General features: G+C 59.5%; 8 protein-coding genes. 6 read left to right on the top strand and 2 right to left on the bottom strand.

What is annotated here, in order from left to right; all coding sequences use genetic code 11:
- Positions 1–161: 161 nt before the first annotated feature.
- Positions 162–2,942 (top strand): ATP-binding domain-containing protein, encoded by a 2,781-nt coding sequence (locus DQW77_RS04515; RefSeq protein WP_113256987.1) that lies wholly within the window; start codon positions 162–164, stop codon positions 2,940–2,942.
- A gap of 635 nt (positions 2,943–3,577) precedes the next feature.
- Here DQW77_RS04515 and DQW77_RS04520 read toward each other — a convergent pair.
- Both DQW77_RS04520 and DQW77_RS04525 read right to left on the bottom strand, forming a co-directional pair.
- A complete protein-coding gene (locus tag DQW77_RS04520; RefSeq protein WP_113256988.1) occupies positions 3,578–4,234 on the bottom strand; it encodes a hypothetical protein in 657 nt (218 codons plus the stop codon).
- Positions 4,235–4,357: 123 nt separating this feature from the next.
- Complete coding sequence (locus DQW77_RS04525; protein ID WP_113256989.1) at positions 4,358–5,797, bottom strand: DUF6880 family protein; 1,440 nt, start codon at positions 5,795–5,797, stop codon at positions 4,358–4,360.
- 219 nt (positions 5,798–6,016) lie between these two features.
- Between DQW77_RS04525 and DQW77_RS04530 the strand changes: the two genes are divergently transcribed.
- From DQW77_RS04530 to DQW77_RS04550, 5 genes are all read left to right on the top strand, one after another.
- Complete coding sequence (locus DQW77_RS04530) at positions 6,017–7,171, top strand: site-specific integrase (protein WP_113256990.1); 1,155 nt, start codon at positions 6,017–6,019, stop codon at positions 7,169–7,171.
- Between the two features lie 120 nt (positions 7,172–7,291).
- The gene (locus DQW77_RS04535; RefSeq protein ID WP_113257016.1) at positions 7,292–8,152 is read left to right on the top strand and encodes a WYL domain-containing protein; all 861 of its coding nucleotides are present in this window, start codon (positions 7,292–7,294) and stop codon (positions 8,150–8,152) included.
- Complete coding sequence (locus tag DQW77_RS04540; protein WP_113256991.1) at positions 8,136–11,408, top strand: helicase-related protein; 3,273 nt, start codon at positions 8,136–8,138, stop codon at positions 11,406–11,408. The genes DQW77_RS04535 and DQW77_RS04540 overlap by 17 nt, the downstream gene beginning before the upstream one ends.
- Entirely contained in the window at positions 11,405–12,154 is a 750-nt protein-coding gene (locus DQW77_RS04545) for a DUF4391 domain-containing protein (RefSeq protein ID WP_113256992.1), read from the top strand. Before DQW77_RS04540 ends, DQW77_RS04545 begins: the two co-directional genes overlap by 4 nt.
- Before the next feature lie 10 nt (positions 12,155–12,164).
- Positions 12,165–13,064, top strand: coding sequence for a site-specific DNA-methyltransferase (locus DQW77_RS04550; RefSeq protein ID WP_113257017.1), 900 nt, complete (start codon positions 12,165–12,167; stop codon positions 13,062–13,064).
- Positions 13,065–13,166: the final 102 nt, after the last annotated feature.

The raw sequence follows: 13,166 nt of genomic DNA on the forward strand, positions 1-13,166 counted from the left end.
ACGTCGAAGCAAAGGTGGAGAAGCATAATCTTCAACTTCCCCTTGCCGTTCCCTTAGCGGTGCAACGCAGCTGCCAATGAAACCCTTCTTCATCAAAAAATTGCGATCTTTGGGAGTGAGTGCTATGACTTATCCTTTTGAATTGTTGAAGGGATTTTATCATGGCTGAGATTGCAGAGAACACTTGCGAACATGCCGAAGATACCGGTCTGGAGCCCATTGCGAAGGACGCACTCGATTGCATTAAGACGGTAGCTGAAGGCGCTGAGGCAGCCTTACATGGCAGTCGCGGTGGAAAACCGGACTCGTTTGCCTCCGTCAATACGTGGACCGGGGGTGCCCAAGTAGGAAACCTTAAGGCCATAAGCGAAAGTGAGCGTGCTGCCTTGCACGAGTTGATCGGGCAGCCGGTCATAGCCCGTGTCGAGTTTGTCGATGATGAAGGGAAGTCCGAAACCATCTTCATCACTAGGACGACGCCGCCGTCGGGTACTGGGTACAATATCGCAAGCTATCGCTCTCCGCTTGGAAGCATGGCCTCGCGCGCGGTCGGAGAAGACTTGTCGATACGGCTTGGCGGTGCGGAGCGTGACGTCGAGATTGCTAACACGGCCCGGCTCAAACCCACGAAGACCGACGAAGGGTGGGACTCGAAAGACAGTGAGATTGATCTTGGCTCGACAGGCAAGTTTACAGTTGTTTCACTTCGCGAGCTGCTGACACCCACCGGTGCGCCTGTTGTGGAGGACGCTTGGGACGCATGGGAGCGGGAAGACCAAGAAACCAATGTTTTAGACGGCATACGACGTGCGGTCCTTTCGCATATGGGGCTGCGAGACCAACCCATTCTCGATAGACATCAGGATGAAATCTTTCGTTTGCCGCTGAATACACGCTGCTTTCTGTCCGGCCCGCCGGGCACAGGAAAAACCACGACCTTGATCCGACGGCTTGGTCAGAAGATCGATCTTGACGATGTGGAAGCTCTAATGCCCGCCGAGCGCGACATCGTAGAGCGGGCTTCCCTAGAATCCGGCACCGACCACCGGATTAGCTGGGCGATGTTCTCTCCCACTGAACTGCTGAGGCAGTATGTGAAAGAGGCCTTTGCCCGCGAAGGGTTTGCCGCATCCGACCATCACATCCACACCTGGGACCAATACAGGGACTCCATCGCGCGAGACAATCTTCGGCTATTGCGCACCAGCACCGGCAGTGGAGCGTTCTACAAGCGCGAGCAGAATGCGCATCTGGACGTTCCGTCCATCACAACTGAACCTGCGGCCTGGTATGATGACTTCGATACTTTCTTCACAAATGATCTGTTTGCCGATCTAGCCGCTGATGCAGAATGGCTCGGCAACCAAAAAGATGCTTCCCTCGCCAAATTGGGTCGGCAGCTCATAAACATTCTTACTACCGCAGGACAAAACCGTTTCATCGGAGCTTTGCCATCGGCACTAGCTTCGGTGATGGACGATATTCGAGAGCATCTGGAAGACGGCCGAACCAAAACTCACAAGATAATCACAAAGACACTCAATAAGCTTGTTCATGACGATCCCGGATTTCCTGCTTCGCTAAAGAAGGAGATCGAACGCCAGCTAGCGATTGCCGAACAGGATGACAGCGACGACACTGATGCGGAGTTTGACGCCCTCGATGAGGAAGATAATGCTGTCGCACCAGGACGCTCTATCAGCAAGGAAGAAGTCAGGCGGAGATACACACAAGCGGTAAGCGCCTTGGCGCGCGCAAAGGCGAACCGAAGGAAGGTATCCGAAAAGGGCCGAAGCGGCAAACTGCTCTCCTGGCTCGGCGAAGACAGAATTCCGTCAGAAGTCGATCTCAAGACGCTTGGCGGCATAGTCGCGACGCAGCGGCGACTTCGCAGGTTCGCAAGCTTCGAAACGCTTGTGTTTCGAAGTATCCCGCAAGAGTACCGGAAGTTCCGACAGCAGCGGAATTCAGAAGGGCGCTGGTATGTAGGTGTTCCATCGCGTAGCTCTGAAATCTGTTGGCAAGAGCTTGACTTGCTCGTTCTCTTCACGCTGCGGACTGCCGGAGAAATTATATCTGAGTATCGAAGGATGCCCGGCTCCAATATTCCAGAAAGCGGAATTCTTGGAGAGGTGGTTGCGCTCTACAAGAACCAGATACTCGTCGATGAAGCTACCGACTTCTCGGTTCTTCAGCTAGCCAGCATGTTCGAATTAAGTCACCCGCTAACACGCTCGTTCTTCATCTGTGGTGATCTTAATCAACGTCTGACTGGATGGGGCATCAAATCCTATGATGAGATCGACTGGATCACCTCTGACATCGAACAACACAAAATCACTGTTTCTTACCGACAAAGCGAGCGTCTGGTAAACCTCGCCAAATCTGTCGCAACGCTTGGCGGCTCGCAGCCCGATGAAATCGTCTTGCCGGATCGGCTTGACATCGAGGGTGTAGCGCCGGTCTGGAAGAGACATCTTTCCTCAGATGATGACCGGGCAGAGTGGCTGTCCGACCGTATCCGCGATATCGAAAACATGGTGGGCAAGGTTCCCACAATCGCAGTTCTCGTTAATGATGAGCGGGAAGTAGAGCCCCTAGCTCTGGCTCTTGAAGAGCGACTTCAGGAAATCAATCTTCCTGTCGAGGCCTGCAAGGATGGCAAAGTTGTCGGCAAGGACAATGCTGTTCGGGTGTTTAACATTGAGCACATCAAGGGCCTAGAGTTCGAGGCCGTGTTCTTCACAAATCTCGACGAGACGATCGAGAACCACCCCGACCTCTTCACCCAGTATCTCTATGTCGGCTCCACCAGAGCGGCGACCTATTTGGGTGTATCTTTCAAAGGTGAGCGCCCGGAAATGCTTGAATCGCTAGCACAGCACTTCGTGTCATCTTGGGAAACTCAAATCCGGGATGGCTCTGGCGAAGCAGCAAGTTGAGTGGGACTGTGGTTTGAAATTTCCTATGAGCCAATGGAATGAACGCGAGTCCCACTGCGACCTAAATCATTGAATTTTCAAATGAGTGGGACGCCGCCCCCGGATAACACTTTTCTTGGCTATGTAAGGCGAACGCCGCAGGCCCGTGTCGGCAAACAAAGTCCAAGGCGCCCTCCCGCAACCAATTTTATCAAATAAATCAAATGTATAGTTAATGGTATATCGATACCACAGCGGTTTTGCGCGTTTACATCAACGCCACATCAACACCGGACTGAAAAAACCGCATTGGCACGCGTTCATGCGCACAGGCGTGCATTCGACAACATCAAAAGGACCTTATCTGTCGCGATCAAGGGTATCAGTTCCGTGCCTAGCGAGGACCTTCTGAATCATGCTGGTTTTTAGGGAGATCGCGGACGATTGAGCCTGCGACCTTCAGGTTATGAGTCGTGTCGAACGAACCATGAACAATCACTCGTAACCGCGAGTTCTTGCGCAATTTCCGCCACTTGGCGATCCCGGAGACGCGGCCCGGCTTCGCGCGATCTGTCAGGATTGCGCAGCGTTTTTCCGCCTCGTGCTTCCATAATGCTTCCAACGGGCCGAGACCTGATTTTCCGGTAGCACGACCATCAGTGCAGCGTGCCCGGTCGCTCGACCACATAGGTTTCCAGCATCTGCTGCCGTGCCTTGCGACACGACTGGATGATCGTGTTGATCTCGGCCTCGGCGATGCGGGTGAGTTCGCGCAGATGCTTCACCGTGTCCTCCATGGTCGACGTGTCGGTCGGGCCCGGCGGATCGGTCGCAAGGTTCTCGGTCGCCGCGAACAGCGCGCGCATCTCGCCGAGCGTTCCGATGGCGTTGTGCGCGCTCTCAGGGAAATCCATCTCTTCCTGTCCCGCGAAAAGCCCGTCGATGAAGCCGTCGAGTTCCTCGCGCCGAACCCTGGCGAGACGTCCGAGATACTCGTGGCTGGCCGGCGCGGTCTTCACCCGGGCGAGCTTGAAGGGGTCGCTGCGCTTCTGGTGCGCGCTGAGGCCGTTCCACATGCCCTGAAGCAGCGTGCCGAAAAAAGCCTCCGCCTCGCCCTTGTCCTCGAAGACGGGAAGCTCGTCGTTCCAGACACGGTGGATTTCCTGCATGGGCGATGCGTTCATGTCCGGCGTCGTGATGTTGCCCATGAAGCGCGCACGAACCTGGTGATACGGCAGCGGGCATGCGTAGCGCTTTAGGAGCGCCCGGATCGCCCCATCATCGACTGACTGTTTCTTGCCCCGCGCTGCCATCACGTCTCCTGTCGGCTCTGGGCAAAGGTTAGGACACTGGCCGGGCGATCTCCATACCGGCTGACCGGTCCGAGCAGGCGCGTCCCACTCGGTCCCGACATGGCCCCACGCGGTCGCGCGCCATCATCCATCCAACCGGGACCAAAATCCGAACTTCCTGCCGTGCTCCTCCTTCAGCCGGGCAACGTAGGCGTCATGCGTCTCGAACGCTCCGAAGTCCGGGATGTCCTGCGCGAGCCGGGCGCAGCTGACGAGGTGCTCGGCGGCATAGCGATACCGCTTCGCCCGGGATCTGGTGAGCGTGAAGTCGATCATCGCGCGGAGCACCAGCGTCGCGGCCAGCGGATGACGCACTGATAGGGCCTCCGCCGCGGGGGCGAGATACTCGTAGTGATCCCCGTCGATCTCGTCGTGCCTGGCCACCAGGAGGTCGGCGGCGCGATCCAGAGCCGGCCAGTCGAGGAAAAACTGCAGGGCGTGAAGAAGGCTTGGATAGGCCTTGGCGTGCGCCATCGCCCGCTCCTCGGCCTCGATGTCGTCGAAATCGGGAAGCCGCTTGAGATAGGCCCGCAGGTAGCTGTCGGAGAGTGTGCGTTCGAAGCAGTCCCACCGAAACGCCTGCGCCTCCTCGCCACGACCCAGCGCCTCCAGCGTCTGCAGGCGAATGTCCTGCCAGGCCAAAGGAACCCGTAAGCCGTCGCCGAGCTCCGCGCGCTCGAGGAACCCCAGCGCCTCACCCGCCCTGCCGGTCGCGAGCAGGCGCTGCGCCATCTCCGCTGCGATCTGCGGCACCTTGCGCGTCTTCGGATCGTACTGGGCGATGAAGCCGTCGACGTCGCCCTGCGCGTCGGCGATGTCCTTGAGCGCCATGGCGACCGTGCTCGTGCGCTCGCCTGCCCGCATCTCGTGCTCGTAGGTGGTGCCGCCCGTGCCCCAGCCCACCGCCTTCCATTGATCCTTCGGCGGAACCGGCACGGGCGAGCGACCGAGGTCCTCCGCCATCGATTTCAGGGCCGCGAGCCCCTCGTCGCCGAGCGCCGGCGCCATGATGCCGATCAGGCCGTCATACTGGCCATAGCCGTTGTCCTGCAGCGCATCGAGAACAGTGCCGGCGAGCGCCTGCGGATCCGGCCGGACCTTCGCGGCGAGCTGGCCCAGATCGGCGCAGGCCTGGTGGAAGATGCCGATGACCGTGCCGCTGGAGTCGTCGCAGCGCTCGAAGACGGGCGTGGCGAGCGCCATGAACCGCCACATGAGCGCCAGCGCCTCGTCAGTATCGGCCGGCGCGATCTGCTCGACGATGGCGCGCCGCTGGGTTTCGAGATCGGTGACCAGTGCCTTGCGGTTCTTCCAGGTGATGAAGCTGCGGGCGCGGGCGATGCTGGTCAGCCGCTTGGCGATCTCCCGCGCCGCCTCCCTCGGGCTCTGGGCGCCCGCCAGCGCGAGCCGCAGCTTGCGCTTGGCGGCCGCGTTGCCGGTGCTGACCTCGATCAGCAATTGCGCCAGGCGCTCTGCGCCCAGCGCTTCGAGGTTCTTCGCATTGAGGGTGGTCTTCGACGCCATCGGATCGCCAGTTTCTTTGCCCCGAGCCTAACAGCAGCCCGCGGGCACCGGAACCTGCGTTCTGATTCGCGCGGCTCGTCGATTTCCCGCACCAGCGCGCCGAAACGCCTTGCGCGGAACCGCGCGCCATTTCCTTTTTCTTCGCAATTTCAATGTGTTCGTTGACTGTCGCCCGCACTTCAGCACTGTGGAACTTCAAGAGAACCACCGAAGAGCGCCATGCCCAAGATCACCAAACGCCTCGTCGACGCCGCAGAAGCCCAACCCGCCGAATACTTCGTCTGGGACAGCGAGATCCCCGGCTTCGGGCTGCGCGTGCTGCCGAGCGGGCGCAAGGGCTACGTGGTCCAGTATCGCGCCGGACGTCGATCCCGGCGGATTAGCCTCGGGCCCAGCACGGTCCTGACCTGCGAGCAGGCGCGCAACCGCGCCATCTCCATTGTCGCTGCCGCGCGCAATGGCGCGGACCCCGCCGCCGAGCGGGACGCGGGGCGCAAGGCGATCACGGTGAAGGAGCTGGCCGAGCGGTTCGACAGGGAACACATCGCGATCCGCGTGAAGGCCAGCACAGCCAAGGAATATCGCCGGAACCTCGAACGCTTCATCCTGCCCGCGCTCGGGCAGCTGACGGTCACGGGCATCACCCGGGCGGACGTGGCGAAGTTCCACCACGACCTCCGCCACATCCCCTATCAGGCGAACCGCTGCCTCGAAGTGGTTTCGAAGATGTTCAGCCTCGCCGAGATGTGGGGCCTGCGTCCGGACGGCACCAACCCGCGAAAGCACATCCGGAAGTACCCCGAGGAGAAGCGCGAGCGCTTTCTCAGCGCGGCGGAACTTCGTCGGATCGGCGAGGTGCTGCGCGAGATGGAGGCGGAGGGGATCGAACTGCCCTCGGCCATCCTCGCTGCCCGCCTGCTGATCCTGACCGGGTGTCGGCTCAACGAGATCATGACGTTGAAGTGGTCATACGTCGATCTGGCCGAGCGCGTCCTGCGCCTGCCGGATTCCAAGTCCGGCGCCAAGGTCGTCCATCTCGGCCAGCCCGCCGTCGAACTGCTCCGCGACGCCCAGCCTATCGAAGGCAACCCGTGGGTCATCAGCGGCACTCTGCCGGGCAAGCGCCTGAGCGATCTGCAGCCCTTCTGGCAGCGCGTCCGCGCCCGCGCCGGGGTGAAGGACGTCCGCATCCACGACCTGCGCCACACCTTCGCATCGACGGCCGTCGCTTCGGGTCAGGGCCTGCCGATGATCGGCAAGCTGCTCGGCCACACGCAGGTCCAGACCACGGCGCGATACGCCCATCTCGCCGCAGAGCCGGTGAGGACCGCAGCAGATGCGGTGGCGCAGAACCTGCGGCAATCCTTGGGATAATCGCGTGCCAGTGCGCCCGTTTTCGATTGATTACGCGGCTCCCCGCGGCTACCGTCCGAGAAAGCCCAGAAATTGGACGCGCACAATTCGCGTGCGCGCAGGGCCTGGCGGGAGCGCAACGTGGACAGGGACAAGGCCGGACTACGCTGGGGGGTCGAGCAGCGCCTCGAGTTCATCGAGTTCCGCCTGTTCTGGGAGGGGCACGTCAATCGCATCGATGTGATGAAGCAGTTCGGCGTCTCCGTGAACCAGGCATCCTCGGACCTGAACCGCTACATCGCGCTGGCGCCGGACAACATGGTCTACGACAAGAGCGCGCGCACCTATATCCGCGGGCCCGACTTCGACTGCAAGTTCCGCCCGCCAGACGCCGCGCACTACCTCTCGCAGCTCCGCCTCGTTGCCGACGACGTGCTGGAGCACGAGGATTGCTGGATCCCTGACCTGCCGCCCTATGCATCCGCGCCGACGCCTGTGCGGGGCGTCGATCCTGTGACGCTCCGCTCGGTGGTCGGCGCCATCCGCCGGTCCGAGGCGATCGAGGTGAAGTACCAGTCCCTGTCGAGCCCGGAGCCGCGCTGGCGCTGGATCGCACCCCACGCGATCGCCTTCGACGGGTTCCGATGGCACACGCGGGCGTTCTGCCTGACCGACGATTGCTTCAAGGACTTCCTCCTCTCACGGATCCTCGGCATTCGCGGATCGCGGGAGAGTGAAACGTCGGCCGACGAAGATCGCGACTGGCATTCCGAGGTCACCCTGGAGGTCGGACCCCATCCAGAACTCTCGGAGACGCAGGCCAAGGTCATTGCCCTCGACTATGGGATGCGGGGCGGCAAGGCGAAGATCAAGGTGAGGCGCGCGCTCCTCTACTACGCGCTCAGGCGTCTCGGCCTGGACACCGACCCAGCCGCAAGGAAGCCAACGGATCAGCAGATCGTGCTTCTTAACCGGGAGGTCATCAATGCAGATCATCGATAATACCTCCCACCTTCTCGGCGATGACCTAAAGGCCTCTCTTGGCAGGGGGACCCGCTTGCGGATCGCTGCATCCTGCTTCTCGATCTACGCCTTTGAGGCTCTGAAGTCCGAACTCGCGAAGGTCGACAGCCTGCAGTTTATTTTTACGGCTCCAACGTTCGTACCCACCGAGGTGACGGACCGCCTCAGAAAGGAACGCCGCGAATTTTTTATTCCAAAGGCGCAAAGAGAAACAGGCCTTTATGGCACTGAATTCGAGATCCAGCTACGCAACAAGCTCACCCAACGCGCCGTCGCTCGGGAATGCGCCGATTGGATCCGCAAGAAGGCCAGATTCCGCTCCAACACGACCAAGGCGCCGATGCAGCAATTGATGCATGTTTCCGGGTCTGAAGGCGATGTAGCCTATATGCCCATCAGCGGCTTCACAGCTGTAGATCTCGGGTACCAAAAGGGCGATGCAGTCTCCAACTTTGTTACACGGTTTGATGATCCGGCGCACGCGAAGACGTATCTTCAGCTCTTCGATCAGATCTGGTCGGACCCGGACAAAGTGAAGGACGTCACCGCTGCCATTTGCGAGCACATCGAGTCCGTCTATCAAGAGAATTCGCCTGAGCGCATTTACTTCATGATGCTCTACAACATCTTCCACGACTTCCTGGATGAGGTCGACGAAGACGTACTGCCGAATGATCTGACGGGTTATCAGGAGAGCGTGGTCTGGAATAAGCTCTTTAACTACCAAAAAGACGCTGCCACAGGCATCATAAATAAACTCGAGACCTACAACGGGTGCATTCTCGCAGACTCGGTCGGCCTCGGGAAAACATTCACCGCCTTGGCGGTCGTCAAATACTACGAACTGCGGAACCGTTCAGTACTCGTTCTCTGCCCCAAAAAGCTTGCGGACAACTGGCAGAACTACAACACGAACCTGACGACCAACATTTTCGCGAAAGACAGGTTCAACTACGATGTCCTCTGCCATACTGATCTGTCCCGCACCAGCGGCGAGTCCTTCGGTGTCCCCCTCAATCGAGTGAACTGGGGCAACTACGACTTGGTCGTTATCGATGAGTCCCACAACTTCCGCAACAACGATGTCTATAAGGACCGCGAAACCCGCTACCAGAAACTGATGAACAAAGTCATCCGAGCCGGCGTGAAGACCAAGGTTCTGATGCTTTCCGCAACCCCGGTGAACAACCGTTTCACCGACCTTCGTAACCAGCTGGCTCTTGCTTACGAAGGGCAGTCTGAAGCGCTCAGCAAGAACCTGAAGACCGATGTCAGCGTCGAAGAGATCTTCCGACGGGCCCAGAAGGCCTTCAATGAATGGTCTTCTCTTCCTCCGGAGGAGAGAACGGCCGCGTCGATCCTTAAGGCGCTCGACTTCGACTTCTTCGAACTGCTCGACGCCGTCACCATCGCTCGGTCACGAAAGCACATCGAAACCTTCTACGACACCAAGGACATTGGGAAGTTTCCCGAGCGTAGAAAGCCGCTGTCGTTCCACCGCCCGATTACTGAGCGGTCCGATGTGATGGGGTTCAACGATATCTTCACGCAGCTCTCTGTCCTGAAGCTCGCGGTCTACGCCCCGATCAGCTACATCCTTCCCAGCCGCCTTCGGAAGTATGAGGAAATCTACGACACACAGGTCGAGGGCGGACGCGGCAAGCTCAGGCAGGCCGACCGGGAGCGTAGCCTTCAGGCGCTCATGACGACCAACCTGCTGAAGCGCCTGGAAAGCTCGGTCGCTGCATTCCGTCTCACGCTTCGGTCACTCGGCACTAACATTTCCCGCACGCTTGATGCCATCGACGAATTCGAAAAGACGGGGCGAAGCGAGAGCATCAGTGACCACCTCGCAGAAATGAGCGATTTCGACCCGGAGGACGATGATCTTTCTGGACTTGACGAATTCACAGTCGGGAAGAAGGTCCAGATCAGCCTCGGCGATATGGATCTGCCATCGTGGAAGCACGATCTGGCTGCGGACCTCGTACTCATCGAGGACCTGATCGCCTCGATGGACAAGGTCAAGCCCGAGGACGACGCCAAGCTTCAGCACCTGCTCGCCCTCATCAGGCAGAAAATCGATGAGCCGCTAAATCCCGGCAATCGCAAGGTGCTGGTCTTCACGGCCTTCGCCGACACAGCCAACTACCTATTCGACAACCTGACACCCCTCGCACGTCAGCTCGGGCTGCATGTCGGCAAGGTCACCGGGTCGGACGCGCCCAAGACCACGCTCAAGAAGTCCTACGACTTCCAGAGCGTCCTGACCCTGTTCTCTCCAAGGTCGAAGGAAAAGGCGATCGTCCTGCCGAACGAGCCTGGCGAGCTGGACATCCTCATCGGCACAGACTGCATCTCGGAAGGGCAGAACCTTCAGGACTGCGACTTCCTGGTCAACTACGACATCCACTGGAACCCGGTCCGCATCATCCAGCGCTTCGGCCGGATCGACCGTATCGGCTCACCAAACACCCAGATCCAGCTCGCCAACTACTGGCCGGACATCTCGTTGGACGCGTACATCAATCTCAAGGAACGCGTCGAAAACCGGATGGTGATCACCGACATCACCGCTACCGGCGAAGACAACGTGCTGTCGGCCAAGTCCAGCGATATCGCCTACCGCAAGAAGCAGTTGCAGCGGCTGCAGGAAGAGGTGATCGAGCTGGAGGACGTGAAGGCGGGCATCTCCATCACCGACCTCGGCCTCAATGAATTTCGGATGGACCTGCTCAACTACGTCAAGGAGCACGGAGAGCTCGATAACGTACCCTTCGGCATGCACGCCGTCGTGCCGGCGCAGTTGGACCTCGGCCTGCAACCGGGCGTCATTTTCGCGCTGAAGAACATCCACGACAGTGTGAACGTCAACCAGCAGAACCGGCTGCATCCCTATTACCTTGTCTACATCGGCGACGATGGTGAGATCGTCGCCGACCACACCGAGGTGAAGCGCCTGCTCGATCTGGTGCGCACCAGTTGCAAGGGGCGGAGCCAGCCGGTCCCGGAGGTCTGCCGGGTCTTCAATGACCGCACGAATGACGGGCGCGAGATGGAGCGCTACTCCGACCTCCTCAGCCAGGCGATCCGCTCGATGATCGAGGTGAAGGAAGAGAAGGACATCGACAGCCTGTTCAGCGGCGGTCAGACAACGGCGCTGACCCATACCATCAAAGGGTTGGACGATTTCGAGCTGATTGGCTTCCTGGTGATCGAGGGAGGCAGCGAATGACTCTCTACGACTGGCCCCGCGCCGCCGCCTTCGGGCGCGTGATCCCCAAGAAAAAGATCTACGAACATGCCGGCGCGAACACGGCGCTCAAGGATCTGTTCGTGCGAGACGTGGATCGGATCGTCTGGTCCCACAAGCTGTCGCCGGAGACGACAAAGCTGGCGGCCAGCAAGAAGGTCCCGGAGATCCAAGTGTTCCGCATCGTCATCCGCACGGTGACGCTGGACCGGGACGTGCTGCGGGCCATCGACAAGGCCATTCCCTTCCCCTTGATCTTCGAGCTGGTCCATTCCGGCCGGGTAAAGATGGCCGCGGCCTACAAGCGGCGGAGCGAGGCGGACAGCGCCCGCTGGGTCGTGGGCGACTATTTCGAAGGGGATTGGCAGCCAGAGGAGGCGTCGCGCGCGCCGCTTCCGGTCGCGCTGAACATGGGCGCGCTATACGAGCAGCTGCTGGCACCGCTGGTGGAGGGGCAGACGGCCCGGCTGGTGCCCGGCATGGGAGAAGCACCGCAGGCGCCCCTCTCCCCCGCAGCGTCCGAGCGCTCTGTGTCGCTGGAAGAGCGGATCGCCCAGGCGGAGGCGATCAAGATTCAGGCGCATGAGGTCGAGCGGATCAAGGCGCGGCTGGGGCGTGAGAAGCAATTCAACAAGCGCGTGGCGATCAATGCCGAGCTGCGCGCGGCCAAGCAGGAACTGGAGCGGCTGACGGCGGGGCACGCCGGCGACGCCGTGACGAATGATTGAGAGGACGAGCATGGACAAGCTGAAGATGCACAGCCCCGACCTGAGCCAGGACAACATTGCGAAGATCCGCGAGATGTTCCCCGGCTGCGTGACCGAGGCACGGGACGAGGCGACGGGGGCGGTGCGTCTGGCGGTGGACTTCGATCAGCTGCGTCAGGAGTTGAGCGACCACATCGTGGACGGGCCGCAGGAGCGGTATCGGCTCGACTGGCCGGGGAAGAGGGAGGCGTTAATCAATGCAAATGCTCCTATCGCAAAGACCCTTAGAGCAGACGATGGTGAGAGCCTGAACTTTTCAGGAACCAGAAACCTTTTCGTTGAGGGCGACAATCTCGAGGCCCTCAAGCTTCTGCAACAGATTTATCTTGGATCTGTTCGGATGATATACATTGATCCGCCATACAACACTGGCAATGACTTCGTATATACAGACAGATTTGCTCAAGGCTCGGAGGAATACCTGCGTGTTTCGAACCAACGTGATGCGGAGGGAAACCGACTTGTTGCCAATCTGAGCGCTAACGGAAGATTTCACTCTGACTGGATGAGCATGATGTATCCGCGCCTGAGACTGGCGCGGAATTTGTTATCATCCGATGGACTCATCTTCATTTCCATCGATGAAGGTGAAGCGGCAAACCTTAAGTTGATGTGCGATGAGATATTTGGCCCCGAGAACTTCGTCGAACAGGTAGCTTGGAAAAACAAGTATGGATCGGGCGCCCTTTCCAAGGGTTTCGCAAACGTGCATGAATACGTTCTCGTTTACACGAAAGGAGATTTCAACAATATCGCGGCCCCCTTGGATGACGATCAGCGAGCTGCATACAAGCTCACGGACGAAAATTTTGATGTTCGCGGGGGATATATTACCCAACCCCTAGCTGTTCCGTCCCGGATGATCACATAGCCCCTCGTCGATCCGCGCTTTTCATGGCACGATCTGTTTTGAACGAGGTGCGAGACGGGAGATCGGCATGCTGATCAAGCTTCACAGCCAAGCGACGACCAC

Source organism: Roseovarius sp. TE539, from assembly GCF_003298505.1.
Lineage (GTDB): Bacteria > Pseudomonadota > Alphaproteobacteria > Rhodobacterales > Rhodobacteraceae > Roseovarius.